The following is a 25,825-nucleotide window of genomic DNA, read 5'->3' as shown; positions in this document are numbered from 1 at the left end:
GAACGCACGTTCCGCAGTCCGAAGAACGGTGAGGTGGCGCAGGGCCGTGGCGGCCGCTACCGCCGGTGCGATGCTGGCCGCGGCGATCGGCGGTGCGGCCGGGTGGACTGCGCCGCCGGCCCCGGATCACCGATCCACGGTCACCGTGCTGCAGCACGGCCTCGACGATCTGCACGGCCTCGGCGTATCCGGGACGCAGGGCCTGGTCCGCGACGGGGGCCGGACGACGGTGGCCCGCAGCGGTGTCGCCGACCTGGACACCGACGCACCGATGCCGATCGACGGATACTTCCGGATCGGCAGCGAAACAAAGACCTTCGTCTCGGTGGTGCTGCTTCAGCTCGTCGGCGAGGGCCGGATCAGGCTGGACGACCCGATCGACCAGTGGCTGCGAGGTGTCGTCGACGGCAACGGCAACGACGGCGGGCACGTCACCGTACGCCAGGTCCTGCAGCACACCAGCGGTCTCTACGACCCCACCGGTGACCTCCCCGCGTTGCAGTCGGCCGGCGAGTTCCTGGAGCACCGGTTCGACCACTACACCGAGGCGCAACTGGTGGCGATGGCGATGCAGCACCCGCCACTGTTCGCCGCCGGCACACACTGGAGCTATTCGAACACCAACTATCTCGTCGCCGGGATGCTCATCGAACGGGTCACCGGACACCGGTGGTACACCGAGGTTCGCTCCCGGATCCTGGTGCCGCTGCGCCTGACCCGTACGTTCTACCCCGGCGACCGACCGACGCTGCCCCAGCCTCACGCCGAGGCGTACCAGCAGTTCACGCCGGACGGCCCGATGGTCGACACGACCGTCTTCAATCCAACCGTGGCCGCCTCGGCCGGCGGCCTGGTCAGCACCACCAACGACCTGGCCCGCTTCTGGCAGGCGTTGGGGCGCGGCCAGCTGTTGCGGCCGGGACAGATGGCCGAGCTGCACCGAACCGTGCTGGCCGAGGCGGTCCAGGAGGTCCGGCCCGGAATCGCCTACGGGCTGGGCATCATGTGGATACCCAACCGCTGCGGCGGCTACTGGGCGCACTTCGGCGACATGCCCGGGGTGAGCACCCTCAACGCGGTCACCCCGGACGGGCACCGCTCGGCGGTCTTCTACCGGGCCACCGTGCTGGCCGACCCGGACCGGGCGCCGGCGGTCATGCAGCGGGAGATGGCACTGCTGGACGACCTGATCTGCGCCTGACAGCCGGCGGGGAAAGAACGGCAGTAGATGCACACCCGGTCGGCGGCGGGGAGGCTCTTCGTGGCGCCGTCGACCGGGCGGTGGATGTGTTGGGGTTCGACCGCGTAGCGGTCGGTGCGGCGATGCCACCGCGCATCGGCCGCGCCTGCCTTCCGGCCATGGCCGGTTGGGGGCAGGGCGGGCAAATCGCGATTCGCCCTGTTGCCGGGCAAATCGTCGCGGACGATGGGAGCGTGCAGGGCGATCGGTCCCAACGCACTCGATCGGGATTCTTCCGATCGAGTGCGTTGGTGCTGACCGAAGAGACCCACCGGACGACGCTTTTTGAGATCTTCTTCGATCTCGTGTTCGTCTTCGCGCTCACCCGGGTCATCGCGTTCATGGGTGACCGGCTCACGCCTCTCCGGCTGGGGCAGGGTCTGCTCGTCCTGGCTCTGCTGTGGGTGTGCTGGAACAACTACACCTGGTTGGGCAACAGCGCCCGTGCCGACATCGGGCGGATCCGCACCGGAACGACGATCGCGATGGGGGCAGTGTTCGTCGCCGCGCTGGTGATCCCGAACGCCTGGCCGCCGCCGGGCGGATCCACGAACGGGCCCATGGCGCTGGTCGGCGCCTACATAGTGCTGCGCGTCGTGCACTTCGTGGTGTACTTTTCGGTCGCTGAAGAGAGCCGCCGACGCGCCCTGCGCATCTACCTCCTTGTATCGGTGATCGCTTGGATACCGTTGATCGTCGGCGCGCTACTCGGCGGCACCGCACAGGTGGTGCTCTGGGCGGTCGCGATCGTGATCGATTACGGTGGCGCGTTCCTGTCCTCGACTTTCGGCAGGTGGACACTGCACAGCCCCGGCCACTTCACGGAGCGGCACAGCCTGGTCCTGATCATCGCGCTGGGCGAGTCTCTGATCTCGGTGAACGCTGGCGTCGGATTGCAAAGGGTTCGCGGCACCGTCGTACTCGCGGCGCTGCTGGGCTTGGTCGTCACGATCTGCCTGTGGCGACTGTATTACGAGAATTCGGCGGTCGCGGCCGCCGAGGCGTTGGCGAGGGCCCCCTCGTGATCGCTTGGCGGTCAACGCGTACAGCCTGGTTCACTTCCCGCTGGTCATCGGGGTCATCTACATGGCCTTGGGTATCGAGCAGGTACTCGACCAACTGACGCACGGGCCGGCCGAGCGCGGGGCCGAGATGGAGCTGGCCTGGATAGACACCGGGGCAATGTTCGGTGGGACCGCTCTGTACCTCGGTGCCCGGCTGGCCTTTCTCAGGATGACCGCCGGCGAATCCAGCCAACGACAGATCATCGCGGTCGGCTTGGCCATCCTCCTGATACCTGCCGCCCGGAAGCTACCCGCGCTCGCCGCGCTCGGCCTCCTGGCCGCCTTCCTGCTCGCCCTGGTCGCACACGAGTGGCTCAGCCCGGAGGCCCGCAACCCATCGCGTGTCCACCGGCGTGGCACCTGAACGGGCTGGTCGCAGCGGGCGCGCTGGAGGTCTGCGGCCAACGGCTCGCAGATTCCGCGGATGCGTTGGGCGGTCAGGCTGCGGGGAACGCCCGCCTGGCGAGCGTCACGACGAGGCCCACCAGCACGCTGGCAAGGACCTCCACACCGATCTTGATGAGGATTGCGCTCATGTTGCTCTACTTTCCTGTTGATTTGGCCTGGTTTAGCGAAAGCTAGCCGAGGCCGGCCAACGGCAGGTGTACGGCCGGCGGCCGTTGGCCAGCAGGAGGGTTCACACCGGTCTGCCATCACCCGCTCGGAAGACCATGAACTCGACCGGTGCCGGTTCGGACGGCGGGTCCAGCGGGTACGACAGCGCACGCGGGAGGCGACAGACCGTCACGCGTACGTCGACTGAACTCTCCCGAGCAACAGCGGCCTGGTCAAGATCACCGGGACAAACAAGTCGCTGGCCTTCGATACGCGAGCAACGCATCATAGATAGATGCCGTTCAGCCGATGGCGAGCAAAGAAGCGCGTACAGGACGTGCTGGCTGCCGCCCTCTACGAGCGCGACAGACGGGCCCGCGAGCGGATCGACCGGTGGTGGGCGGCCGGTGGAGCCGAACGCGACGAGGTCTGGCGCGGCGCATGGTTCCTGCTGATCGACGCGGGCTTCAGGTTCGGCACCCACGAGCGACCGAAGCGGGTCGCCCCGGTGCTGGAGTTCCTGCTCGAGGCCGACCCCACGTCCCCGTACCAGCCGCAGGTCCGGCTGACCGCGTGCCTCCCGCAGACCGCCGTCGACCCGCCGGACGGCGTATACACGGGCGACCCGAAAGTTCGGGAGCTGGTCGACGCCGCGTTGGGGTTCCCCGACCCCGAACTGCGTCAACGGTTGGCCGACCTGCTGTCCGTCACCGACCAGCCCGGCCTGCTGGACGCCCTGGAAATCGAGTTCCGGTGGCGGGCGCGGCCAGGCCCGACCTACGTCGGCGCGGCGCCGCCCGGCCACGAGACCCGATGCAGCCTGTGGCTGGGAGGCGAACCGAACTCCTTCCTGGAGCTCATCAGTGCCAACCCGAACCTGCCCCGGCGACCCGCCGAACCGGACGACATCGACCTGGCTCTGCTCACGCTGCTGAAGGACCGGCTCGACCTGCTGCCGGCATTCGACGAGCGTGCCTTGGCCCCGCGCCTGCTGGAGTATCTCGGCACCTGGCTGCCCGGGCAGGTTCACGAACGGTGCCGCCGCGCGCTGCATGACCTGTCGTCCCGCGAGGGCGCCGCGGTGGTGTGTGTCCGGGCGATGCACGGTGACCCCGAAGCCATTGCCGCGGCTCGCGATGCCGGGTACAGGCCGGCCAACCCCGCCTGGGTGCCTGTCTTCCTGCTGCTCACCCGGCAGTTCGCGGCCTATCGCGAAGCCGATCCGGACCGGCGGGTCCTGCAACTGGCGTGCTCCGCCCGTGAGCCGAGAATCAAGGTGGACGTGGTCGTCCGCCGGGTCCTGGCGATCCTGAGTACGGACCTGCCGGACGACGTGGCCGCGGCCGTGCGGCGGTCGCTGCGCGACCTCGGCCCCGCAGACGACCCCTCCGTCGACAATCTCGAACGCCGATGGATGCGAAGGGCGATCCTCGATCGCGCCCTCAAGCTCAAGCGGGAGGCGGTCGCCGCCGTGGTCGACGCGGGCTACCTGCCCGAAGACGACGAGCAGGATTTGCTCCCGCTGCTCTTCCTCACCGAGCAGTTCGAACGGTACGACCGGGAAGACCCGGACGGCACGAAGCTACGCGCCGTCCTGACGGACCGAGGTCCTGAGTACAGGCGCAAGCATTTCCGGGTCGTCGCGACGAGGGCCGGCCGCCCGGATCCCTGGCCACCCGAGGAGCCGTCGTCGCCGGGTGACCGGTCGTCGACCTGGCATCCCACCACCTGGCCGAGCAGTTTCGGCGCCGGCAGCGTCGGCCCCTTCATCTGACACTTCTGGTTGCCCGGTTACGGAGCTGACATGGCATATGAACCGATCATGGTGCCACCGAAGAACCCGCGTACGAGGCGGACGGTGCTGGTCGTCGTCGGTGTCGTGCTCTCCCTCTGCTGTGTCGGTGGCGTGATCGTCGGCATCATGCTGCGGAACTTGTCTCAGGAGGCCGATGGGCCGGCGCGTGAGACTGTGGACGCTTTCGCGGGGGCGATGGTCGAGCGGGACTTCCCGACGGCCTACGGGCAACTCTGCGGTCAGCTGCAAGGCGGGCAGAGCCAGGCCGATTTCGTACGCCAGCAGTCCGGGCAGTTCACGGCCACCAGTTATGAGATCGTCGGCCTGAACGTCACCAACATGAACGGCCGAGTTCGCGGCGACGTCCACGTGCGGTGGGTACTGGCGGACGGCTCCGGCGGGACGCAGGTGCTCAGCCTGGTGAAGGAGGACGACGACTGGCGGATCTGCGCGTGAGGGCAGGCCACCACCGGACCTCGTCAGCCTCGGACGGCACCGACGTAGACACGTCCGCGAGGACACCGGCCGACGTACTCACTGGCCGCACCCGTGACGGCCCAACTTCTTCGGAACGCTCCGTCACCGGATCGGCCATGCCGGCCCGGGTGATGAGCCGCACCCGTCATACCTACGACGGAAGACGACGAGGCGGAAGGATGACTTGATGAGTGCGGACACGCGGCTGGAGGGGCTGGGCGTGAGCGGTTCGGTCGAGGTCGACGAGCCGGCGTTCTCGGGGCTGGCGGAGCGGCACCGGCGGGAGCTGCACGTGCACTGCTACCGGATGCTCGGTTCGTTCGAAGACGCCGAGGACACCGTGCAGGAGACGTTCCTGCGTGCCTGGCGGCGGCGGGAGACCTTCGAGGGACGGTCGACGTTCGGGGCCTGGCTGTACCGGATCGCCACCAACGCCTGCCTGGACCTGCTCGCGAAGTGCCGCCCGCAGCCCGCGACCGGCGGCGAGGTGCGGTGGCTGCAGCCCTACCCCGACCGGCTACTCGACGAGCTTCCCGCCGGCGACGCGGACGATCCGGAGACCGTCGCCGTCGCGCGGGAGACGATCGAGCTGGCGTACCTGGTCGCGGTCCAGCACCTCGCACCACGTCCGCGGGCCGTGCTGATCCTGCGGGACGTGCTCGGTTGGCCGGCGAAGGACGTGGCCGAACTCCTCGGCGACTCCGTCAACTCGGTGAACAGCGCACTCCAGCGGGCCCGCGCCGGCCTGCGGGAGCACCTGCCCGCCGAACGGCAGGACTGGACCGGCCGCGAGATGGACACCCGGACCCGCGAGCTGGTACGCCGCTTCGCCGACGCCAGCATCGCCAAGGACGTCGAAGGTCTCGCCGTGATGCTGCGCGACGACGTCCGCTACTCGATGCCGCCCACGCCGGGCCTGCACGTCGGCCGCGACGCGGTGGTGAACGACTGGATCGCGGACGGCTTCGCGGACCTGGGGCGCATGCGCGCCGTTCCCACCTGCGTCAACCGGCAGCCCGCCATGGCCTTCTACCTCTGGCGCGAGCAGGAGCGGGCGTACCTGCCGCTGACCATCGACGTATTGCGCATCACCGGCGAGGCGATCACCGAGATCACCATCTTCCACGACGACCAGTTCCCACGGCTCGGGTTGCCGGAGCACCTGCCGGCGGACGGCACCGAGTAGTCCCGGTGCGCACGCTCACGCTGCACGGCGGGCGCGTGTCGCGGTGGTCGCGGCGCAATGGCCCCGCATGCCGGTCGACACATCCCGACGCCCGTTGATGGAGGACGACATGAACAGCGCGGATGACACCGCGGTCATCGCAGGCCCGACATCGGGCCGGGTCAGCCACACCCGACGACTCCGCGGGCTCACCGTCACCGGCCTTTTCGCCACGCTCGCAGCGATGACGGCCACCACCCTCGCTGCCGCGCTTGCCCAGGCCGTCGGTGTCGATTTCGAGATCCCCGACGGTGGTGAGAAGATCCCGTTGCCCGGCTTCGCCGTGGTGACCGGAGTCTTCTCGGTCGTGGGCGTCGTCATCGCCGCCACTCTGCTTCGGCGGAGCGCTCGCCCCGCCGGACGGTTCCTCTGGGCGGCGGTGACGCTGACCGCGATCTCGATGGTCCCACCGGTCCTCGCCGGGGCCGACACCACCACGACCATCACTCTTCTGGGGCTACACCTCGTCGCCGCGTCGGTGATGATCCCCGCCCTGGTGCGGGGCCTCCCCGCCCGGACCGATTGACGTGCGAAGCGGTCCGCGGCGTGGACGTCGATGTCCTTGACCGGCGGTGCTCGACCAGCTGCGGCAGCGCTTGACGCAGTAACGGTCGGCGGCACGACGTGGGTGGGCGCTGGGACGGGGCCAGGCGCGCTAGCCGTCCCTGACGGCGGCGAGCCCTGAAGGGTCGAGAATCACCACGGCACCTGGTTCCACCCGGAGCAGACCGGACGCGGCGAGGTCGTGTAGTGCCCGGTTGACGGTCACCCGAGACAGACCGATTTCCTCGCCGAGACCCTCTTGCGAGCCGGGTAGCCCGACCCGGCCCGCCCTCTCCCGGCCGGTCTCGAGGATCCAGGAAGCGACCCGAACCGCCGGACGGCCGGACGAACGCCGGACCACGGCCCGCCGGTCCTGGTTGACCTGCTCGGACAGGTGGCGCAGCACGTGATCACGCAACGACGGCACGGTGTCGATGAGTTGGCGCAGCAGGGTCGCCGGGAGCCGCCGAACTCGGCACGGGGAGGTCGTCGTCCAGGTCGCCGTGTGCCCGCCGCCGCCCAGTACCGCCGCCTTGTCCACCACCGCAGGCCCGGTGACCGTCGGGAACCGTACCCGGGACCCGTCACGACCGTGACAGGCCGCGGACACGGTGCCGCTCTCGACGACCAGAAGATGTCCGGCCGGGTCCCCGGCATGGGCCAGCACGACGCCGGCGGGAACCGACCGGGCCGTGTGCCGCCGCGCGATCTCGCCGAGCCGGGTGTCGTCGAGCGTCCGGAACATCGGCACCCTGGCCAGGCCCGGATCCCTCATTGCGCGGACTGTATCCCGCGATACAGCGGCGCGGTCAACGGCTGCCTACCGTACTGGTCATGATCTGTGTCGAACTCAGCTTCACCGACGATCCGCGGCGCCTCGATGCCCGACCGGCCCACCGGGAGCAGCTGCACGCCCTCTACGCGGCAGGCGAAGTACTCGCCTCGGGCCCCTGGGCGGACGACTCCGGCGCTCTGCTCGTCTTCATCGCGGACCGGGCGAGGGTGGAGCAGATTCTCGCCGAGGATCCCTACTACACCACGCCCGGCGTCGAAGTGACCTCGGTACGCGAATGGTCGCCGGTGGTCGGGCCGGGCCAGCCCGGACGACCCTGAGCCGTCCCGGCCCGGGTACCCCGTGGATCACGATGGCCGAGCCCAGCTCGGCCATCGTCGTTCACGGCCGACCGGTCATCGCCGGAAGTCGACCGGGCCGGCGAGGTACCGATCGAGGTCGGGATCCTCGTACACCTCTTGGAAGTCGTTCGCGATGATCCATCGGTCTCCGAGTTCGACGTGCAGCTGGTCGAACGCACGCCGAACGGCCGCGTTGAACGCCCGGCACTCCGGCTCGCGCCAAGGTCCTGGGTCAGGCGGACAGTCCCAGTTCAACGAGGTGTCGTACCACTCGACCAACCGGGCCAGCTCATCCCGGAGGGCCGCGCTGATCGGTAGCGCAGCCAGGCTCGCCGGATAGCCGAAGGTCTGCTGGTCCTGCGGACCGGACGGCCACAGGACGCCTCCGGATCCTGGGTCGAAGAAGAGTCGGGCGTGCGGCATGGCCAGGATCGTGGCACACGTTCGAGGCGAGACACGGTGAGCGTCTCCAGGTTGAACCCGTCAACGCGAACGGTGCCGGATCTCCGCCGTGTGCTCGACTCCGGACCCCCAGTCTGCGCTGACCCCACTTTTGAGGGTTTCGCCGCATCTTCCCGCTGAAATCAACGCGAAGTTTCCACCGTTGGTTCAACGATACCGTCGAGGTCATGACTGCTGGCATCACAGGAACCACCCATGCCGTCGACGCTGCGACCGTCGTGAAACTGCTCGCTGCCAAGCCGCGGCTGCTCGCCCTGGGCGAGCCCACCCACGGCGAGAAGGACCTGCTCGAACTGCGAAACGATCTCTTTCGGCAACTCGTCGAGCAGGAGGGCTACCGGACGATCGCGATCGAGAGCGACTGCATCACGGGCCAACTCGTGGACGACTACGTCACCTCGGGCACCGGCATCCTCGACCACGTCATGCGCCACGGCTTCAGCCACGAGTGGGGCGCCTTCGCGGGCAACCGCGAACTGGTCCGCTGGATGCGCGCGTACAACGACGGCCGGCCCACGTCGGAGCAGGTGCGCTTCGCCGGTTTCGACGGCCCGCTGGAGATCACCGCGGCGGCAAGCCCACGGCAGGCGATCACCGCGCTGCACACCTATCTCGCCGCCCGGGTCGACGCCAACCTGCTTCCCTGCACCGCGGAAACGCTCGACCGCCTGCTCGACTCCGACGACCGATGGACCGACAGCGTCGCGATGATGGACCCGACCCGGTCCGTGGGGCAGACATCCGAGGCCGACCAACTGCGGCTGCTCGCCGACGACCTGGTAGCCCTGCTCGATGCGCAGACCCCACACCTGATCGCGACGTCCGCCCCGGACGACTGGGACCGGGCACGCCTGTACGGTCGCACCGCCGTCGGGCTGCTGCGCTACCACTTCTGGATGGCCGACACGTCACCCGGCCGCATCCCGCGGCTGGTCGGCCTGCGGGACTCGATGATGGCCGCCAACCTGCTCGGCCTCGCCGAACGGGGCCCGACACTGGTGAACGCCCACAACAGCCACCTGCAACGGGACGAGAGCACCATGCGGCTGGGTGATCTACCGGTGCGATGGTGGAGCGCCGGCGCGATCGTCAGCGCCCACCTCGGCGACGAATACGCCTTCCTCGCCACCGCCCTCGGCACGATCCCCCACCGGGGAGTCGACACCCCAGCTCCGGACACCATCGAGGGCCGGTTGTACGCGCTACCGCAGCGGAGTTGCCTGGTCGACACCCATGGGCTGACCGCCGCGCTTGCCGGCACGACGCCCGCTCACCGCGTCTCCCCCTGGTACGGCTACGCGCCACTGGACCCCGCACACCTGGCCGAGATCGACGGACTCCTCTTCGTCAAGGACGTCCGGCAGAGCCCGATCCTTCAGAGTTCACCGAACACCTGACCACGAACCGGCTCTCGCTCCCGCACCCGGCCGGCACAACTCGCGACCACCCGACGAGCTGCCCGGAACGTGTGGCGTGGATGCCGGGACGACGCTCCTGACAGGACCACGACACGGTACGTCAGGCTCGACCGAGCCTGACGTACCGCGTACCGAAGGATGCGTCGGAGGCCGGTGACTCTCTGTTGCAGACAGGCGCTTCCGACCGCCCACCGCCCCGAGAATGAGGCTCGGGCCATCGATCCGGCTATCGCGGTTTTCGATGTCCGCCATATCATTCGTGGATGGCAGCTCAAGGCAGCGCTTCACAGCTCGTGCTCGTGACCGCTGACGGCCCTCAGCAGCGGACGACCAACTCCTTCGGGATGGATCTGGTGCAGGAGGTGGCCCGCCTGCTCGGTTCGGAGAACATCCGGTCCACACGGCTCGGCGGTGACCTGACCCTGTGGCACGCCGAAGACAACCCTGGCCGGCCCCGGGCTGGCCGTCCCAATCCTGCCGCGAGCGGGCTCGCCGCCGAGTACGGCGCGCCCCCGATCACCGGCCCCGCCGTCATCACGGGTCCGATCATGAATAACACCATCTATCCCCTGGACACCGACCAGGCCGGGCGGGTCACGATCCGGCTGCGCGCCGGGCTGGGAAACAGGTCGCCGGAAACCGCTGCCCCGGCAGCCCCGGCCGACGACTGTACGAGGCACAGCCCGTGCCGCGAGCTGCTGGCGATGCCCGCCGCTCAGCGTGACTCCCTGCTCCGCCTGATTCCTGCGAGAAGCTCGGACCTCGGCCCGGACGGGATATACGTCCACCTCAATGACGAGGTGGTCGCGCTCCTCGTCGCGATGGGGCCGGACGAATCCGGCCGATTTCAGCAGGCCTATCCCGTCCTCGGCCATCTGACGTCCCGCTGGAACACCTCGCATGCCGATCTGATCATGCGGGCGATCGCGAACATGCGGCGTGACGACGTCGTGGTCGAACCCTACGACCAGGGCGAATACTCACCGCTGTACGTCATCGCCGACCAGGGCGTGTCCGGTGTCGCGCAGCTGGTGCGGCTCAACGAGCTACTGGGCGACGACCTTCCGCACGGAGCGATCATCGGTGTCCCCCGTGAGCACCAGATCATCGCCGTCCCGATCCGCAAGGCTCGTGATCTCGCCACCATCGAGCCGGTACTGCGACTGGTGCACAACGTCGGATCGGATGCCCTCGATCGGGTCAGTCTCGACGTGCACTGGTTCCACCAGGGCCGTCTACACCCCCTGCGTGCCGAGATGAAGAACGGGCAACTGGAGCAGATCTTCCCGCCGGACGAGTTCCACCAGCTCATCGAGCAGTTGCCACGCGATTGACCATGAGCCGTCAATCGTCCAAGCGAGTCGATGTGTCCCACATCGAGTGAAGCCCGACGACCTCGGCTGTGTGCAACGGTTGAGCGCAGCCTGATGGCGTCCGGAGCAGAAGTCAGGAAGTCTTACGCGCATGGTTTCGGTTTTGCAGAACGTGGCGATCGACTGTGCGGACGCCTACGCGCTGGCCCAGTTCTGGAGCAAGGTGACCGGCCGCCCGCTGCATCCGGACGACAAACCGGGCGACCCGGAGATTCAGCTGCTGTTGGCGGAGGGCCCGGCGCTGTACTTCAACCAGGTGCCCGAGCCCAAGACGGTCAAGAACCGGGTCCATGTATGTCTGCGCCCGGAGAGTTCACGTGACCCGGAGGTGGAGCGGCTGCTGGGCCTCGGCGCCACGCTCGTCGCCGATCGCCGGAATCCTGATGGCTCTGGCTGGGCAGTCCTCGCCGACCCTGAAGGCAACGAATTCTGTGTCCTTCGCAGCGAGTCCGACCGAGCCGCGATGAGTTCCTGAAGCCCAGGCACCCTGCCGGCCGGCTTCCGTGACGGACCAGCCGTGATCGTCACGTTCGACGCGCCCGTTTCGCCAGCAACGGGCGCGCCGACGGCGGACCGCGGCGATCTCATACCCCGTCGCTGACCAGGTGGTGTGATCAGGCGCGCCGGGTGGCACGCACGACGACGTCGTGCAGCGGGACCGTCCCGCCGGCGGCCGCGCGGAGCTGTTCCTCGGCGGTGCTGATCTCCCACTGGGCGCGGTCCAGGCGCGCGGTGATGTCCTCGAGGGTGATCGAGGCCTCGGCGGGCGGGTGGTGCCCGTGCCCGGTTGCCGTCGAAGCGTGCAGGTGCCCGACGATCAGCAGGGTGCCGCCGGGCGCCACCCATGCGGCTATCCGGTCGTAGAAGGCCAACTGCGGCATCGCCGGATGCGCGTAGTGCGTCGTGACCAGATCGAACCGCATGCCCGGCTCCCAGCTGGTCAGGTCCGCCTCGATCCACTGCACACGCCCGGCCATGCCGCTGTTCGCCGCGCGCTCGGTGGCGAGGGCGAGGGCCTCGGAGGCGATGTCGACCGCGGTGACCCGCCAGCCGTGCGCGGCGAGCCAGATCGCCTCGGCGCCGGCACCGCACCCGGCATCGAGCGCGCTGCCGACCATCAGGTCGCCGGTTTCCCGTGGCAGGTAGGGGTTCGGCGGTTCGCCGGCCGCGGAGGCTGGCGAGTCGCCGTGCTTCTGGTGCCAGTGCTGGTCCCAGTAGTCCTTGTCGAATGCGTGGGTCATGGGGCGATCCTGACCGCGTATCGGACGAACCGGCAAAGTTCTTTGCCGAATGGAAAACTGGGGCGATGAACGAGGACGTGGACCGCACGCTCGACGCCGTCGGCCCGAGGCTGAAGACGCTTCGCGCCCGCCGCGACGTCACGCTCACCGACCTGGCGAAGGAGACCGGCATCTCCGTCAGTACGCTCTCCCGGCTCGAGGCGGGCCTGCGGCGCCCTACGCTCGAACAACTCCTCCCGCTCGCCCGCGTCTACGGCGTCACCATCGACGAGCTCGTCGGCGCGCCACCGACCGGTGATCCCCGCGTCAACCTGCGCCCCATCGCCGCCGGCGACGGATCGACCATCCTGCCGCTGACCCGCCGGCCCGGAGGAATCCAGGCCTACAAGTTCGTCCTTCCCACCGGACGCGACGACCGCGAACCGGACCTGCGCACCCACGAGGGCTACGACTGGGTGTACGTCCTCAACGGCACGCTACGTCTGGTCCTCGGCGAGCACGATCTCATCCTTCGAGCCGGCGAAGCCGCCGAGTTCGACACCCGCACCCCGCACTGGTTCGGGTCCACCAGCGCCGGTCCCGTCGAGTACCTCAGCCTCATCGGCAGGCAGGGCGAACGCGTGCACGTCCGGGCCGCACCGGGCTCAGCTCCGAATCGGTAGTGATCGTGCGCCTGCCGGGCAGCCGGCGGCGGTGCGGCAGGCGCACGATCATCAAACGAGGTGGGTCACCACCGGGCTTCGGTCGGGGCACCGGCAGAATCGTGCGGGTGTCCGGCTCGAGGTGGCCGGCGCGGACGCGCCTCAGGTGTGGGCGGCGCACGGCTCCTCGCGCCGTCGGCGGGCAGGCGCCGGGCGATCCCCGTGTCGAGTTCGGCCGGATCGCAGCCGCCCGGCGGCCGTCAGTCCAGGCTCGCCAGCTCGTCCGCGGACAGGCGAAGCGCGCCGGCGGCCACGTTCTCGACCAGGTGATCCGGGTTGCCCGTACCCGGGATGGCCAACACGTGCGGGCCGCGCGCCAGCGTCCAGGCGATTCGGACCTGCGCCGGCGTGGCGCCATGCGCACGTGCGATAGCGCGGATCGCTTCGCTGTCGGCGACACCGCCGGCGTCACGTCCGTCACCTGCGATCGAGTAGAACGGCACGAACGCGACGCCCTGCTCGCCGCAGGTGCGGAGGGTCTTCTCGCTGAGGCGCTTGTCGATGCCGTACGCGTTCTGTACGCACACGACGGGAGCGATCGCCTGGGCCTGGGCGAGATGTTGCGGGCGGACGTTGGAGATGCCCAGATGCCGGATCAGGCCGGCGTCGCGCAGTTCGGCGAGCGCGCCGAAGTGTTCGGCGATCGAGTCGAGACCGTGTTGGCGCAGGTTCACCAGGTCCAGGTGGTCGCGGCCGAGCTGCCGCAGGTTCTCCTCGACCTGGCCCCGTAGTTGATCCGGCCGGGCCAGTGGCAACCAGTCGCCGGACGGATCGCGACCCGGACCGACCTTTGTGGCAATGACCAGATCGTCCGGGTACGGCGCCAGCGCCCGGTTGATCAGCTCATTGGCCGAACGCAGCCGCGAGAAGTAGAACGCCGCGGTGTCGATGTGGTTCACACCCAACTCGACGGCACGGCGCAGCACGCCGATGACCCGATCGCGGTCGCTCGGCGTGCCGTCGCTGTCGAACGCGGCGCCGCCCGTCAACCGCATCGCGCCGAACCCGATCCGATTGACTGTCATGTCGCCGAGCGTCCACGTACCCGCCGATGCCGCAGTGATCTCATGAGTAGGCATCGGACGAACATAGCCACGCCCGCTGACCTGCGCAGTCGGTCGCGCGCCCGATGGCGCCTCACCAAGATCGGCGTTATGTTATTCATGGTCAGGGCACGCGCGACCCCGGAGCATGACCGCCCCGGCGGATCCCCGATGGGCCGATACGGCGACGCGGATCGCCGATAGCGCGCCTTTTAATCGTGGCGGAGCGGTCGCGGCCACGTGGAGTTTCAGAATGATCTCCGGGTCTTCCGTCGTCGGTAAGGACGACGTCGCATTAGCGCAGGAGACGGCCCAACGCCGAACGGGATTCCTGCCTGATCATCGACCCGTTCGGGGCGACAATCAGCGGATGGACAGGGTGGTCACCGTGCTCGCTGGGCTGCCACCGCTGCTCGTCCTGGCGTCGGTGCTCGTCCTACCGGCCCTGGAGTCGTCGACCCTGCTCGGGCTGGTCGTACCGGGAGAGACAGCGATCCTCATCGGCGGCCTGGTGGCCCACCACGGCGCGCTGCCGCTCTGGGCGGTGGCCGGCGCCGGGACTGTCGGAGCGTGCCTCGGCGACCAGGTCGGCTACGCCCTCGGACGACGGTACGGGCCGGGTGTGCTGGCGCACGTCCCTGGGCCGCTGCGGCGTCACCTCGACATCGCGCGGGCCCGTCGCCTGTTCGCCCGGCATGGGACATGGGCGGTGGTGTTCGGCCGTTGGGTCACGGTCGTGCGGGTGATGGTGCCCCTGACCGCCGGCGCAGGCGGGATGCGCCGGCGGACGTTTCTGTGGGCGAATCTGTCCGGGGCGCTGGTGTGGGCGACCGGAGTCGCCCTGCTCGGCTATCTCGCCTCCGCCTCCTACCACCACCTCGAGCGGGAGTTCGGGATCGGCCAGTGGGTGTTGTTGACCCTGATCGGCGTCGCCGCCGTCCTGCGGGTGTGGTGGCATCGACGCCAGAGGCAGGCCCGCTGACCTCTCCGGTCATTCCCGCGCGGGCAGCATGGCGGGGCCGGTAGCGCCTCCGGGGGTGGGCGCCCAGCGATCATTTTGTTAGGAACCCTCAAACGGACGGGTCCCAGGCGATGAGCTGATCGAAGATGCGACGGTCGCCGTCCAGCTCCAACTTCAGCGAATCCGGCGGTATGCGGCCGTAGAAGAACAGGACCAGGTCACTGGCCGTGCCCCGGGCGGAGGCGTCGACCGGGTCCGGGTCCGGGTCGTCGCTGGCAGCCGGCGCGCCGAGGCGGGCGGCCCATGCGCCGTTGCGGGACAGCCGAAGGCGCCAAGAGTGGCCCTCGGTGGCGTGGTAATCGACGACGGCGGGTTCGTGCGGCCAGGCGACATCCGTCGAGCAGAGGGTGAACTGGCAGTCGTCGAAGCCGTCGAGGGCGACCTCGTCCGGCAGCGGCTCCGGGTCCCCCACGGTGAGTTGGACGTCGTAGGTGTGCACCGCGATCTCCGGAACCTGGCGCCGAGCCCATGCACCGGAGGTTTCCGGTGACTGCGAGTCACCCCAGAACGTCCAACAACCGCGGTCCGGGCCGGCCTCGCGCAGCGCGCTCGTCAGTCGCTCGAGGGACTCGGTCCACCAGGCCAGGAGAGCCTCGCGTTCCCGAGGCGCACCCGTGCCGTCGTCCCAAGCGGACTTGCCCGGGGGAGCGTCGGCCGGCCCGGCGGCGACGATGGCGGCCGCCCTGCGGCGGCCCATGCCCAGGTGCTGCACGAGATCGAACAGCGTCCACTCCGGACAGCTCGGCACCGGCACGTCGAGGCTGGGCGCCGCAGCGACCGCGACGCGGAAGGCGGTCGACCGTTCGTCGATCAGCCGCAGATGATCGGAGAACGTCAAAGTATTTGCCACTCCGGCTTTCTACCAATGCGCCCGACAAGCGAACAGCGATTTTCGCAGCGGACGAGGCGGGGCGCCGCAGCGCTGCCGCGCCAGAGTTGCACCTGCCGTGACCTGCACCGTCACGATGAAATGGCTCAGTGACAGTCGATCAGAGGCGTACATCGAGTAGAAGTGGCACATTCACTTCGCCGTCGAGCACCTCGGCCAGGACCGCCTTGTGCTCGGCGTCGATCGGGAACGGCGACTCCTGGAAAGCCCGCACAGCCGCCTCGTAGTCGGCCGACTCGACGGCGTAGACAAAGACCGGCCCATCCGTCGTTTCGAGAATGAAACCCTGTTCGTGGGTGACGCCCTCGTTGACGAACGTCTCCCGGATCTCGTCGGCCCGCCGCGTAGCCTCGGCGAGCCAGGCCTTGAGCTGCTCGACCTTGTCCGGTCGCACTCGGGACACCTTGATCTTGAGCATTGACATCTCCCCTGCTGAGCCCTCACGAGCAACGCTCTGTCTGTCCCACGAGCCCGCCGCCAAACGGGGCGGAGCCCCCGATCGTGCTCGGGGGCTCCGCACAGCCTCCACCTCTACCTGCTGTTCACGCCCGCCGCAGTGCCGAGCGGCCTGCGAAGCGCGCCGAGTCGCCCAACTCCTCTTCGATCCGGATCAACTGGTTGTACTTCGCGGTGCGGTCGGAGCGGGACAGTGAGCCGGTCTTGATCTGACCGCAGCCGGTCGCCACCGCCAGATCCGCGATGGTGGTGTCCTCCGTCTCGCCCGAGCGGTGCGACATGACAGCCGTCCAGCCCGCCTGGTGGGCCGTGGCCACCGCGGCCAGCGCCTCGGTCAGGGTCCCGATCTGATTGACCTTGACCAGAACCGAGTTGCCGACGCCGGTACGGATGCCCTCGCGCAGCAGCGTCTCGTTGGTGCAGAAGACGTCGTCGCCGGTGAGCTGGCAGCGGTCGCCGACGCGGGCGGTCAGCTCGCGCCAGCCGTCCAGGTCGTTCTCCGCCATCGGGTCCTCGATGGAGACGACCGGGTAGGCGTCGATGAGCCTGGCCAGGTAGTCGGCGTGCTGGGAGGAGGTACGGCGCACTCCCTCGCCCGCGTAGTCGTACACCCCGTCGCGAAAGAACTCCGACGACGCCGGGTCCATGACCAGGCCGATGTCCGTGCCGGGCCGGTAGCCGGCGCGTTCGACGGCGGCCATCACGAAGTCCAGCGCCTCCTCAGCGGTGCGCAGCGCGGGTGCGAAGCCACCTTCGTCGCCGACGCCCGTGGAGTGCCCGGCGGCCAGCAGATCGCGGCGCAGGGTGTGGAAGACCTCGCTGCCCATGCGGACGGCTTCGGCGAAGGTTTCCGCGCCCACCGGCGCGATCATGAACTCCTGGAAGTCCAGCGGATTGTCGGCGTGGGCGCCGCCGTTGACGATGTTCATCATCGGCAGCGGCAGCAGGTGGGCGTCGGCGCCGCCGAGGTAGCGGTAGAGGGGCTGGCGGTGGGCCGCCGCGGCAGCCTTCGCGGCGGCGAGGGAGACGCCGAGGATCGCGTTCGCGCCGAGCCGAGACTTCGTGGGGGTGCCGTCGAGGGCGACCAGCGCGGTGTCGAGACCCGCCTGGTCCGCCGCGTTCCGGCCACGCACGGACGCCGCGATCTCTCCGTTGACGTGGGCCACCGCGCGGTCGACGCCCTTGCCGTGCCAGCGCGCGGGGTCTCCGTCGCGCAGTTCCAGGGCCTCCCGGGCACCAGTGGAGGCGCCCGAGGGCACAGCCGCGCGCCCCAGGGACCCGTCCGCCAGGACGACGTCGACCTCGACCGTGGGATTTCCCCGGCTGTCGATGATCCGGCGGGCGGTGACGGTTTCGATGGCTGCGTCGATGGTTCCGACTGCCGTTGCGGGCATGGGTGTTCCTCCCCGTTGCCGTGTGCCGTGGCCCGGCTGCGACAACGCTGGCGCTGAGCCCGACAGCGACAAACCCTACAGCAATGCTGTTCAGTGTTGCTGTACAGGCCGGCTGCACAGCTGGCCAACGAGGTAAAGTGCCGCATGCCCACCCCGGAAGCCGCCACCGTCGCCGCCGAACTGCGCACCGCGATCGGCAAGCTCACCCGACGTGTCAAACACGAGGACCGGATCCCGCTGGGCCAGGTCGCCGTGCTCGGCGCACTCGACCGCGACGGCGCCATGACCACCAGCGACCTCGCCGCCGATCAGCGCGTACGCCCCCAGTCGATGGCCCGGACGGTGGGGCTGCTCATAGAACAGAACCTGATCACCCGCCGGGCGCACCCCACCGACGGCCGCAAGTCGTTGGTCGAACTGTCGGACGCCGGCCGGGCCGCGCTCGAAGCGGAACGCGGCCGCAGGGCCGGTTGGCTCGCGCAGGCCATCGAGGCCGAACTCACGGATGAGGAGCGGGCATTGCTGGCGCAGAGCGCCGCCCTGCTGGAGCGGCTCGCCGCACACTAGCGGGCCGGCACGCGTCAGCCGTGGTCCGCTACTCGCAGGAGCTGAGCCCGTCGACGGCGAAGAGCGTCGCGTGGTAGGTCAGCGCGCGCCGACGTCCAAACCGACCTCGCCCATCGAGGGGAGGCGGCGTCGGGCGCGCACCAAGGAGCCAGAATCCTTTCCTGTCACACCTCACCGGGCCGCTGCCCGCACAGAAGGCGTGGGAGGAGGTCGCCGACGACGTCCTGGCGTGGGCGGTGGAACACGCCGGCTGGCCGGCCGCGACCGGCGCCTGAAGGACGTCCCCGTCCGTTCGACGTCGGACGACTCACCGCGATGACCCACGCGCTGCATCATCCGATGCCAAGATCCCCTGATGACACTCCAGGACGTGCGTTCTGGAGCTGACCGCCGCTGGACATGCGGAAACATTCGATTGGCGGAGTGAAGGTGCAGGTGATCAAGCTGCACCTTCATCCTGCACGAGCCACTGACGGACGGCCGAGAGATCGGCTTCGGTGAGACCCACGTAGGGGTCGATGCGGCGTAGCAGCGCCCGCTCCGAATGATGCGCGGCCACCCATCGGCGGTCGACATCGGTCGTCTCGTCATCGAGCCACACGAATGGGTGCCCAGCTGCCCAACGGACCAGATGCATCGTTTTCCAGTGCAGGCCGTGCTTCGGATCGTCGTCGCTGTCGGGCCATTCGACGACCGGCAGATCCGGAAGCCCGAGCCGTGGTGAGACGACCTCGTTCGCTTCCGCCATCCACGTCGTCGCCCAGACCAGCTGACCCCCGAGAGCCGAGAGCCGGCGCCCGTCATCCGGGTCAAGCCGATCGAGAAGTGGGTTGCCCGCATCGGCCGGCGGCTGCGTGACGGCACGGCGGAAGGAATGCTTGCGGCCGACCAGCCGGGCCTTGAACGGGATCAGCGGCCCGTCCACATCGAGGAATATCAAGGGGCGTCGGGTCGGGCCGGGCAGCACCGGTCGAACGTACCGTGGAACGCGTAACACCGGACGGCGACCGTCTGCTCGGGGCTCCACTGCTGTTCGACCGTGGCCAGCAACTGCCAGCCGAGCCTCTCGTACAGGGCCGTCGCCGCAGTGTCAGAAGCCACCACGTCGAGCACCGGATGCAGGCCGCGATCCTGTGCTGCGCTGACGGCCTGCGCCATCAGCAGCGCACCGACCCCACGCCCGCGGGCCCACGGTGCAACGAACAGTCGGTTGACCACGGCCGTCGCGTCGATCCTCACGCCTGCACGGGCACCCCACAGCCCTGGTGCCGCGTCTCCCACGTCGCTCCGGGAAAGGCCGACATGGCCGGCTACGCGGCCATCCAGTTCCGCCACCCAGGAGGCCATGAGCGACGGCGGCGTGAGCCAGGCGTCCGGAAAACTCGGCCAGTTCACCGGATAACCGTCGCGCTCATGGACCTCTGCCAACACCCGCACACAGGCGGCGAGGTCGCGATCAGTCCGCTGTCGGACAATCGGGGGTACGTCCACGCCGGACACGTCCTCGCTCATCACTGCGGCATGGAAACACGGCCGCAGGACCCGTGACCAGCACGGTGCCGGTGTCGGACTTCTGGGCGCTGGTCGTCGCTAGCGGCCGTCGGCGGTCTCGACCCGGACGATGAGCTGCTTGAGCCGGGCGATCTCGTCGGCGAGCGCGGCCTGCCCGGCGTGGGTGAGCGTGATCCAGGTGCGGGCGCGCCGGCCCGCGTAGCCCTTCTCTACCTCGATCAGGCCGGCCGACTCGAGGACGCCGAGGTGTTGTGACAGGTTGCCGGCGGTCAGCGCCAACTGGGTACGCAGGAACCCGAACTCGACCCGCCGCGCCTCGCGGGCGATGGTGAGGATGCCCAGCCGGACCCGCTGGTGCACCACGTCGTCGAGCCCGTTGGCCGGGTGTGTGGCGGTGGGCTCCGGCTCGTCGAGCGGGTCGCTCATCGGTGCTGCCACGGTCGTTGCGCCAGGACGAAGCCAAGGCCGCCGAGCAGGAGCACGACGCCCTGGATGACCAACGGTGGCAGGAACTGCCAGTTGCCTCCCCAGTGGGTGCCCCAGCCGAAGTTGACCGGCACCAGCAGCACCGCCAGGTATCCGGCGGCGAACAGCAGCAGCGCGAGGTGGCGTTCCAGCCACGCCAGGACCAGCAACGCCACGCCGATCGCGGGGCCCCAGTCGATGAGGCGGGTCAGGAACATCGCCAGCCCGTCGGGCCGTTCCAAACCTTCGGACATTCCCCATCCCTCATTCGCAATGAGCAGCGCCACGAGCTGGACCAGGACGTTCAGCGCGATGCCCGTGAGGACGTATGGCATCACCCGGCCGCCCAACCCCCGGGCCCGGGCGGCCCGCAGGTAGCCATAGGCGATCGCCACGTAGGCCATCGCCGTCGCGACCTGCCAGTAGGCGATCAGCGCGAGATTGCGTCCGTGGCACATCTCGCCGTCGGCGACCGGCACGCAGGTGACCTGCCAGCCGTAGCGGTGGGCCGGGACAGCCGCGAACGTGATCACGGCCAGCACCAGCAGCGGCAGCCAGGTCACCCGCTGGGCGAGCCGGACCCGACGCGCGAGGTGCCGCACCTGTGCGAGCAACCGGTGAGGGTCGCCCCCTGCAGCCATTGGATGAGTGGTCATGCCAATAGGTTTCCATAACAAACCAGTTGGCGCCAGCGCCAATCCGAACTGCGGCCCCGAACGCCCGAACCCGCCCCGGCACCCGAGGGTCGTCATCTGTGAGAGTTGGCCCAGGTCACAACGTCTGCCAGCCGGGTCTCGATAAGATCAACTCGTGGAGTCGATCGACACGTTGCTCGCGGCGCACCGGGCGTACCTGCTCGGTTGGAACATCGGTGAGGCCGGCGGCACCGGCCTGGTGACCTACCGCAGCGACGTGCCGCACCCGCCGCTCAACGGCGTGCTCCGCCTGCACGGGCGCGACCCGGCGGACGCCCTCGCCGAGGCCCGCCGACGCCTCGACGGCGTGCCGCGGGTCTGGTGGGTCGGACCGGACAGCGACGTCGGCACGGCCGACGCCCTGGCGTCCCTCGGGGCCATCCCGATCATGACCCTGCCGATCATGGCGGTGCCGATCGCTCAGGCCTCCCCCACCCCCGTCCCCACCGGTGTCCGCATCACGGAGACCACCGACGTGGACGAGTTCGTAACGGCCTACGCCCGGGTGTCCGGCATACCGGCGGCCGGCGTGCCGGCGGCGATCAACCGGGAACGGTCGTTCACCGGAAACGGCACAGTGGTCAGGCTGGCCGGCCGCGCCGACGACGGCCGGATCGTCGGGACTGCCGTCGCCTGGCTCAGCCACGGCCTGCTCACGCTCTACTACGTCGGCACCCAACCCGAACATCGGCGACAGGGCATCGGCGCCGCGATGACCCGGGCGGCACTCGACCTGGCCCGCGAGCACGGCGTACGCAACGCGGCCCTCACCTCGACCGCCATCGGCGAGCCCGTCTACCGCAACCTGGGCTTCCGCACCGTGGGCACGTTCCGACTGCTGTCGTTCTGAGCGGCTCGGGCCGCGGCGACGACCGCCGGAGAGCCCCGAAGCGCATCTTCCAGAACCCGGCTGCTGAACCACGTCGAGGCGGCCCGACGGCGGGCAGAAACGACGGGGAGGGCAAACCCGTTGGGCCGGCCCTCCCCGTCGTCAACCTCATGCTCGCTTGACGACCCCCAGGTCCGGCTCGAGGGTGATCGAGTCGACGTTGACGTTGCCGTCGTCGTTGGGCCCGAACACGAGGTTCACGGCTTCGCCTGCGGCGATCGGGAGTGTGACGGTGTGCTCGGACCAGGCGTCCCAGTTCGCGAGGGTCGGCAACTGGAGCAAGTACGACTCGGTTCCGCTGCTCAGGGTCATGGTCCGGGTATCGCCCATGGCATTGGCGTACCGAACTCGCAGCGTGTAGTAACCGTCCGCCGCTACCGCGGAGTTGAAGCGTAGGCCGCTGTCCTTGGTCTTGAGACAGGCCACGAAGCCGGTGCCGGTGTAACCGGTGTGATCGGTACGCAGGCAGGCCGAACCGAGCAGTTGTGCGGCCTCCGCCTCGTAGGTACGAGGACCGGCGGTGATCACGCCGATGGACGCGAGCAGGTCCGCAGCGACGTCAGGGGTGACCTGTCCAGCCGGAGCGGTAGCGACGAGGGCACCGAACCGGTCCAGTGCGTCCCGCATCGCCGCGTTGTCGTCTCCGGATGCCGACTGGGCCGCAGCGGTGATCTCGTCGAGCAGCCGCTGCGACAGTGCGGGGACGATACTCCCCTGATCGGTTGCCAGTCGTACGTCTCCGGCGATCGAGAGCAACCCGCGAGGAGAGCCGAGCCGGATGCTGAGCAGGTCGTCGATCGCGGTCCGTGCCTGCGCACCGACCTGCGGCACCGGCAGCCGGTAGAGGTCCATGCGCAAGTCCTGAAGCGCGAGCAGCCGTCCCGTCACGTCTCCGTGACGCAGCTCGGACTCGGCCTTGTCCACTCGGCGTTGCAGCGTCGTGAACGCCGTCCGCGTCACCGCGCCGGACTTGTGCAGCTGGCGGATCAGCTGCAGCATCGACCGCGTCTGCGTGACCCGGGTCGGCTTACCGCGTTCGCCGTTCGGCGAGCCGACGGCGACCTTGAAATCCTGGTCAGGGACCTGGCTCGCCGGCAGGGTCAGCTCGACGTTGCTGATTCCAGCTCCGGCGATCCGTACGGTCCGCGGCTCGCCGACGGCACGCCCGTCGAGGACCAGTTGGGTGGGGACAGCCGCCACGGTGCTTCCGGAGTTGGTGAGCGGCGCGGTCACGGTCAGGCGTTGCGTGTCCGCGTCCAGGGTGGCCTGGGCGGCCCCGAAGCTGGGGCGGGGCGGGGTGTACCGGTCGAGCGTGCGTCGGTCCTCCCTGGTGGCCGGCCGGATCCGGACCGCCTGCCCGCCTCCGGCGACCATGGACATGCTGAGCGTGGTCGACGAGCGGACGAGCACCTTGCTGATCTCGATCGGCAACGGGTTCCCGCGCCAGGTCGTCCCGGCCGCGTCGGCGTAGATCTCGGCTACGTATTCGCCGTGCGACAGGAACGACAGGGGCATCTTGAGGGTTCGGTCGTTCTCGTCGGTGATCGCGCTGAGGTACCAGGTTTCGCCGTGCCGCCGGGCCGCCGTCGTGTAGTCACCGATCGCGCTGTCGAGGATCCGGCTCTCGTCCCAGGTGGTGGGCATGTCCTTCAGGAACGCGACGCCCGGATGCGCGGCGTAGTTCTCGGGGGTGTCCGCGAGCATCTGCATCGGGCTGTAGAAGAGCGTGGACAGCGCCAGCTGGGCGGCCGAGGTGGTCTGGACGCGGGTGCCGAGCTTGGCCGGGTCCCAGGTCACGTTCAGGACACCGGGGGTGTAGTCGGCCGGACCACCCATGAACCGGGTGAACGGGAGGATGGTGGCCTGCGCCGGCGGGTTGCCGTTGACGCCCTTGTAGTTCTGCTGTTCCATCCCGGCGACGCCCTCACCGGTCATCATGTTGGGGTAGGTGCGGGCCAGCCCGGTCGGTTTGATCGCCTCGTGGGCGTCGATCGTGATGTGGTGGCGGGCCGCGGCGTCGATCACGCGTTGGTAGTGCCGGACGGCTTCCTGGTCGAAGTGGCTGCGGTTCACCCCGCCCAACAGGAACTTGGTGGCATAGCCGGTCTTGATCGCGTGGATGCCGAGTTCCTCGTACCGGGAGAAGATCTCCTCGATGTGCGCGTCGTAGTAGTCGACGTCGCCCCGGGTCTCGTTGTGCGCGATGAACTCGACGCCGTTCTGCTCGGCGTACTCGAGCACCGCGGGAAGGTCGAAGTCGGGCTGCGGGGTGAGGAAGTCCTGGTTCGCCCAGGCACCACCGGAGTTCGAGTTCCAGCCTTCGGCCAGCACGTACTTGGAACCGGCCCGCTTGGCCAGGTCGATGTACTGCTTCACGCGATCGGTGGTGGCACCATGGTTCGGCCCGTAGTTCCAGGTGGTCTGGCGGCGCTGAAGCTCCCACCACACGCCGACGTACGTGGCGGGCTTGATCCAGGATGTGTCGCCGGCGCAGATCGCGCACGGATCGTTGAGGTTCTCGATCAGGTGGGACTCGGCCAGGTCACCGGGCCGCTCACCGATGGTCAGGGTCCGCCACGGAGTGGAGAACTCGCCGCGCAGCTTGGCCTTGGTGCCGTCCGGCAGGCTGATCAGGTCGCTCGAGAACAGGCCGGGCCGACCCGGCACCGCCTTCAGCGTCATGCTCGGGTAGTCGGTCAGGTCGGCTTCGTGCACCACCATGTAGGTGTTGCCGGCCGCCAGAGTGATGGGCGTCTGTGCGGTCGGTACGGCCGACAGTGGCTGGTCACGATAGTGCTGCTCGTCGGCGTTCCAGTCCGTGCCGGCGGCTAGCGACCAGCTTCGCGAGGCAGGGTCCAGACCGAACTCGGTTCGCTCGGCGGTCACCGTGTAGGCGTCGAGACCCGGCTGGGCCGGGATGTGGTATCGAAACCCGACGCCGTCGTCGAAGACGCGCACGATGAGGTCCAGACGGAGTCCGGTGTCAGCCTGCACCGCGTGGACCGTGAGTTCACGAGCGTGGTTGCGGACCTTGCTGTCGGTCCCCCAGAGCGGCTTCCACGTCTCGTCGATCGTGCGGCGTTGGACGGACTCGATGCTCATGGCCTGGGTCAGGCTGGGTCGTCCCGCAAGGTCGATGCCGAGCCCGGAAGCGCCGACGACCACCTTGCCGCGGTTCGTGACGCTGTAGGTGAGCCGTCCGCTGTCCGCGCTGATCGCGACGGCCAGCGATCCGTCAGGAGACTTCACCACCTGCCCGGCGCTCTCGGGCACCGCGGTCACAGCCGCCGGTGCGGCTGGAGCCACCGGCTCGTTCGCGCACGCCGGCGCCGCGAAGAGCCCGGCCGAGATCGCGAGGGCTGTCGTTGCCACCAATGTGGTCCTCAGCGTCGGCCGTCGGCCAGCACTGTTCATCGTTTGTCCCATCCTCGCCCGAAGCGGCGGTAACCCGACCGAAACATTCAGGGACCCTAGGGATGACGGGCGCCGGTGGTCAACACTCTCGGCTCCGAGGAATCAGCGTTCCTCGGAGCTGGAGCCAGCTCGTCCACCCGACACGATCGTCCGGTTAGCGCCGCAACGAGCGACACGGCATCACTCGACCGGGTTCATGCAGAACGTCTCATATCCTGCCGAACGTCCTCCGTACTAACTTGAGGCTGCGCG

The 25,825-nt window shown here is 69.1% G+C and carries 27 protein-coding genes; 15 read left to right on the top strand and 12 right to left on the bottom strand.

What is annotated here, in order from left to right:
* Positions 1–46 precede the first annotated feature (46 nt).
* The 7 genes from ABZS42_RS22785 (at position 47) to ABZS42_RS22755 (ending at position 6,882) form a co-directional block, all read left to right on the top strand.
* Positions 47–1,201: a serine hydrolase domain-containing protein gene (locus ABZS42_RS22785; protein WP_355148357.1), complete on the top strand. Its 1,155-nt coding sequence runs from the start codon at positions 47–49 to the stop codon at positions 1,199–1,201.
* Between the two features lie 290 nt (positions 1,202–1,491).
* Entirely contained in the window at positions 1,492–2,265 is a 774-nt protein-coding gene (locus tag ABZS42_RS22780) for a low temperature requirement protein A (protein WP_355148355.1), read from the top strand.
* Between the two features lie 4 nt (positions 2,266–2,269).
* Positions 2,270–2,668: a low temperature requirement protein A gene (locus ABZS42_RS22775; protein WP_355148353.1), complete on the top strand. Its 399-nt coding sequence runs from the start codon at positions 2,270–2,272 to the stop codon at positions 2,666–2,668.
* Positions 2,669–3,154: 486 nt separating this feature from the next.
* Positions 3,155–4,633: a hypothetical protein gene (locus ABZS42_RS22770; protein ID WP_355148351.1), complete on the top strand. Its 1,479-nt coding sequence runs from the start codon at positions 3,155–3,157 to the stop codon at positions 4,631–4,633.
* Positions 4,634–4,663: 30 nt separating this feature from the next.
* Positions 4,664–5,110, top strand: a complete 447-nt coding sequence (locus ABZS42_RS22765; protein ID WP_355148349.1) for a hypothetical protein — start codon at positions 4,664–4,666, stop codon at positions 5,108–5,110.
* A 208-nt stretch (positions 5,111–5,318) separates the two neighbouring features.
* Positions 5,319–6,317, top strand: coding sequence for an RNA polymerase subunit sigma-70 (locus tag ABZS42_RS22760; protein WP_355148347.1), 999 nt, complete (start codon positions 5,319–5,321; stop codon positions 6,315–6,317).
* Between the two features lie 109 nt (positions 6,318–6,426).
* Positions 6,427–6,882, top strand: a complete 456-nt coding sequence (locus ABZS42_RS22755; protein ID WP_355148345.1) for a DUF6069 family protein — start codon at positions 6,427–6,429, stop codon at positions 6,880–6,882.
* Positions 6,883–7,011: 129 nt separating this feature from the next.
* Here ABZS42_RS22755 and ABZS42_RS22750 read toward each other — a convergent pair whose 3' ends face one another.
* The gene (locus tag ABZS42_RS22750; RefSeq protein WP_355148343.1) at positions 7,012–7,674 is read right to left on the bottom strand and encodes a Crp/Fnr family transcriptional regulator; all 663 of its coding nucleotides are present in this window, start codon (positions 7,672–7,674) and stop codon (positions 7,012–7,014) included.
* Positions 7,675–7,733: 59 nt separating this feature from the next.
* Here ABZS42_RS22750 and ABZS42_RS22745 point away from each other — a divergent pair, with 59 nt between their 5' ends.
* Positions 7,734–8,012, top strand: coding sequence for a YciI family protein (locus tag ABZS42_RS22745; protein WP_355148341.1), 279 nt, complete (start codon positions 7,734–7,736; stop codon positions 8,010–8,012).
* A 75-nt stretch (positions 8,013–8,087) separates the two neighbouring features.
* Here ABZS42_RS22745 and ABZS42_RS22740 read toward each other — a convergent pair whose 3' ends face one another.
* Positions 8,088–8,456 (bottom strand): hypothetical protein, encoded by a 369-nt coding sequence (locus ABZS42_RS22740; RefSeq protein WP_355148339.1) that lies wholly within the window; start codon positions 8,454–8,456, stop codon positions 8,088–8,090.
* Between the two features lie 206 nt (positions 8,457–8,662).
* Between ABZS42_RS22740 and ABZS42_RS22735 the strand changes: the two genes are divergently transcribed.
* From ABZS42_RS22735 to ABZS42_RS22725, 3 genes are all read left to right on the top strand, one after another.
* Positions 8,663–9,892: an erythromycin esterase family protein gene (locus tag ABZS42_RS22735; RefSeq protein ID WP_355148337.1), complete on the top strand. Its 1,230-nt coding sequence runs from the start codon at positions 8,663–8,665 to the stop codon at positions 9,890–9,892.
* A gap of 284 nt (positions 9,893–10,176) precedes the next feature.
* Positions 10,177–11,247: a hypothetical protein gene (locus ABZS42_RS22730; protein WP_355148335.1), complete on the top strand. Its 1,071-nt coding sequence runs from the start codon at positions 10,177–10,179 to the stop codon at positions 11,245–11,247.
* Positions 11,248–11,377: 130 nt separating this feature from the next.
* A complete protein-coding gene (locus ABZS42_RS22725) occupies positions 11,378–11,761 on the top strand; it encodes a VOC family protein (protein ID WP_355148333.1) in 384 nt (127 codons plus the stop codon).
* A 139-nt stretch (positions 11,762–11,900) separates the two neighbouring features.
* Here ABZS42_RS22725 and ABZS42_RS22720 read toward each other — a convergent pair whose 3' ends face one another.
* Positions 11,901–12,527 (bottom strand): class I SAM-dependent methyltransferase, encoded by a 627-nt coding sequence (locus tag ABZS42_RS22720; RefSeq protein WP_355148331.1) that lies wholly within the window; start codon positions 12,525–12,527, stop codon positions 11,901–11,903.
* 65 nt (positions 12,528–12,592) lie between these two features.
* Between ABZS42_RS22720 and ABZS42_RS22715 the strand changes: the two genes are divergently transcribed.
* Positions 12,593–13,189 carry an XRE family transcriptional regulator gene (locus tag ABZS42_RS22715; RefSeq protein ID WP_355148329.1) on the top strand — a complete coding sequence of 199 codons (597 nt, stop codon included), beginning with the start codon at positions 12,593–12,595 and terminating at the stop codon, positions 13,187–13,189.
* Between the two features lie 239 nt (positions 13,190–13,428).
* On the opposite strand, the gene ABZS42_RS22710 is transcribed toward ABZS42_RS22715, so the two are convergent.
* On the bottom strand, positions 13,429–14,307 hold the full coding sequence (locus ABZS42_RS22710; protein WP_355148327.1) for an oxidoreductase: 879 nt from the start codon (positions 14,305–14,307) through the stop codon (positions 13,429–13,431).
* Positions 14,308–14,641: 334 nt separating this feature from the next.
* Between ABZS42_RS22710 and ABZS42_RS22705 the strand changes: the two genes are divergently transcribed.
* Positions 14,642–15,253 carry a DedA family protein gene (locus ABZS42_RS22705; protein WP_355148325.1) on the top strand — a complete coding sequence of 204 codons (612 nt, stop codon included), beginning with the start codon at positions 14,642–14,644 and terminating at the stop codon, positions 15,251–15,253.
* A gap of 88 nt (positions 15,254–15,341) precedes the next feature.
* Here the strand turns inward: ABZS42_RS22705 and ABZS42_RS22700 are convergent, their stop codons facing one another.
* The 3 genes from ABZS42_RS22700 to eno form a co-directional block, all read right to left on the bottom strand.
* Positions 15,342–16,142, bottom strand: coding sequence for a maleylpyruvate isomerase N-terminal domain-containing protein (locus ABZS42_RS22700; RefSeq protein WP_355148323.1), 801 nt, complete (start codon positions 16,140–16,142; stop codon positions 15,342–15,344).
* A 139-nt stretch (positions 16,143–16,281) separates the two neighbouring features.
* Positions 16,282–16,599 carry a DUF6176 family protein gene (locus tag ABZS42_RS22695; RefSeq protein ID WP_355148321.1) on the bottom strand — a complete coding sequence of 106 codons (318 nt, stop codon included), beginning with the start codon at positions 16,597–16,599 and terminating at the stop codon, positions 16,282–16,284.
* Between the two features lie 124 nt (positions 16,600–16,723).
* The gene (gene eno / locus ABZS42_RS22690) at positions 16,724–18,031 is read right to left on the bottom strand and encodes a phosphopyruvate hydratase (RefSeq protein ID WP_355148319.1); all 1,308 of its coding nucleotides are present in this window, start codon (positions 18,029–18,031) and stop codon (positions 16,724–16,726) included.
* A gap of 144 nt (positions 18,032–18,175) precedes the next feature.
* Here eno and ABZS42_RS22685 point away from each other — a divergent pair, with 144 nt between their 5' ends.
* Positions 18,176–18,598 carry a MarR family transcriptional regulator gene (locus tag ABZS42_RS22685; protein ID WP_355148317.1) on the top strand — a complete coding sequence of 141 codons (423 nt, stop codon included), beginning with the start codon at positions 18,176–18,178 and terminating at the stop codon, positions 18,596–18,598.
* 439 nt (positions 18,599–19,037) lie between these two features.
* Here the strand turns inward: ABZS42_RS22685 and ABZS42_RS22680 are convergent, their stop codons facing one another.
* The 4 genes from ABZS42_RS22680 to ABZS42_RS22665 all read right to left on the bottom strand — a co-directional run bounded on the left by ABZS42_RS22680 (position 19,038) and on the right by ABZS42_RS22665 (position 21,231).
* Complete coding sequence (locus tag ABZS42_RS22680) at positions 19,038–19,565, bottom strand: HAD domain-containing protein (protein WP_355148315.1); 528 nt, start codon at positions 19,563–19,565, stop codon at positions 19,038–19,040.
* A complete protein-coding gene (locus ABZS42_RS22675; protein ID WP_355148313.1) occupies positions 19,535–20,110 on the bottom strand; it encodes a GNAT family N-acetyltransferase in 576 nt (191 codons plus the stop codon). The genes ABZS42_RS22680 and ABZS42_RS22675 overlap by 31 nt, the downstream gene beginning before the upstream one ends.
* Before the next feature lie 78 nt (positions 20,111–20,188).
* The gene (locus ABZS42_RS22670) at positions 20,189–20,536 is read right to left on the bottom strand and encodes a transcriptional regulator (RefSeq protein ID WP_355148311.1); all 348 of its coding nucleotides are present in this window, start codon (positions 20,534–20,536) and stop codon (positions 20,189–20,191) included.
* Positions 20,533–21,231: a hypothetical protein gene (locus ABZS42_RS22665; protein WP_355148309.1), complete on the bottom strand. Its 699-nt coding sequence runs from the start codon at positions 21,229–21,231 to the stop codon at positions 20,533–20,535. The genes ABZS42_RS22670 and ABZS42_RS22665 overlap by 4 nt, the downstream gene beginning before the upstream one ends.
* 154 nt (positions 21,232–21,385) lie before the next feature.
* On the opposite strand from ABZS42_RS22665, the gene ABZS42_RS22660 reads away from it, so the two are divergent.
* The gene (locus ABZS42_RS22660) at positions 21,386–22,120 is read left to right on the top strand and encodes a GNAT family N-acetyltransferase (protein ID WP_355148307.1); all 735 of its coding nucleotides are present in this window, start codon (positions 21,386–21,388) and stop codon (positions 22,118–22,120) included.
* 147 nt (positions 22,121–22,267) lie between these two features.
* Here the strand turns inward: ABZS42_RS22660 and ABZS42_RS22655 are convergent, their stop codons facing one another.
* Positions 22,268–25,531, bottom strand: a complete 3,264-nt coding sequence (locus ABZS42_RS22655; protein ID WP_355148305.1) for a glycoside hydrolase family 97 catalytic domain-containing protein — start codon at positions 25,529–25,531, stop codon at positions 22,268–22,270.
* Between the last annotated feature and the right edge of the window lie 294 nt (positions 25,532–25,825).

The sequence above is a fragment of the Micromonospora sp. NPDC005367 genome (genome assembly GCF_040606825.1).
Lineage (GTDB): Bacteria > Actinomycetota > Actinomycetes > Mycobacteriales > Micromonosporaceae > Micromonospora.
This window is presented reverse-complemented; position numbering and strand designations above follow the sequence as displayed.

Coding starts and splice junctions, on each gene's coding strand:
- ABZS42_RS22765 (WP_355148349.1), top strand. CDS start 4,664: ATGGCATATGAACCGATCATGGTGCCACCGAAGAACCCGCGTACGAGG.
- ABZS42_RS22740 (WP_355148339.1), bottom strand. CDS start 8,456: ATGCCGCACGCCCGACTCTTCTTCGACCCAGGATCCGGAGGCGTCCTG.
- ABZS42_RS22670 (WP_355148311.1), bottom strand. CDS start 20,536: ATGAGCGACCCGCTCGACGAGCCGGAGCCCACCGCCACACACCCGGCC.
- ABZS42_RS22745 (WP_355148341.1), top strand. CDS start 7,734: ATGATCTGTGTCGAACTCAGCTTCACCGACGATCCGCGGCGCCTCGAT.
- ABZS42_RS22705 (WP_355148325.1), top strand. CDS start 14,642: ATGGACAGGGTGGTCACCGTGCTCGCTGGGCTGCCACCGCTGCTCGTC.
- ABZS42_RS22720 (WP_355148331.1), bottom strand. CDS start 12,527: ATGACCCACGCATTCGACAAGGACTACTGGGACCAGCACTGGCACCAG.
- ABZS42_RS22770 (WP_355148351.1), top strand. CDS start 3,155: ATGCCGTTCAGCCGATGGCGAGCAAAGAAGCGCGTACAGGACGTGCTG.
- ABZS42_RS22760 (WP_355148347.1), top strand. CDS start 5,319: ATGAGTGCGGACACGCGGCTGGAGGGGCTGGGCGTGAGCGGTTCGGTC.
- ABZS42_RS22675 (WP_355148313.1), bottom strand. CDS start 20,110: ATGAGCGAGGACGTGTCCGGCGTGGACGTACCCCCGATTGTCCGACAG.
- eno (WP_355148319.1), bottom strand. CDS start 18,031: ATGCCCGCAACGGCAGTCGGAACCATCGACGCAGCCATCGAAACCGTC.
- ABZS42_RS22715 (WP_355148329.1), top strand. CDS start 12,593: ATGAACGAGGACGTGGACCGCACGCTCGACGCCGTCGGCCCGAGGCTG.
- ABZS42_RS22750 (WP_355148343.1), bottom strand. CDS start 7,674: ATGAGGGATCCGGGCCTGGCCAGGGTGCCGATGTTCCGGACGCTCGAC.
- ABZS42_RS22725 (WP_355148333.1), top strand. CDS start 11,378: ATGGTTTCGGTTTTGCAGAACGTGGCGATCGACTGTGCGGACGCCTAC.
- ABZS42_RS22685 (WP_355148317.1), top strand. CDS start 18,176: ATGCCCACCCCGGAAGCCGCCACCGTCGCCGCCGAACTGCGCACCGCG.
- ABZS42_RS22735 (WP_355148337.1), top strand. CDS start 8,663: ATGACTGCTGGCATCACAGGAACCACCCATGCCGTCGACGCTGCGACC.
- ABZS42_RS22665 (WP_355148309.1), bottom strand. CDS start 21,231: ATGACCACTCATCCAATGGCTGCAGGGGGCGACCCTCACCGGTTGCTC.
- ABZS42_RS22710 (WP_355148327.1), bottom strand. CDS start 14,307: ATGCCTACTCATGAGATCACTGCGGCATCGGCGGGTACGTGGACGCTC.
- ABZS42_RS22695 (WP_355148321.1), bottom strand. CDS start 16,599: ATGCTCAAGATCAAGGTGTCCCGAGTGCGACCGGACAAGGTCGAGCAG.
- ABZS42_RS22755 (WP_355148345.1), top strand. CDS start 6,427: ATGAACAGCGCGGATGACACCGCGGTCATCGCAGGCCCGACATCGGGC.
- ABZS42_RS22730 (WP_355148335.1), top strand. CDS start 10,177: ATGGCAGCTCAAGGCAGCGCTTCACAGCTCGTGCTCGTGACCGCTGAC.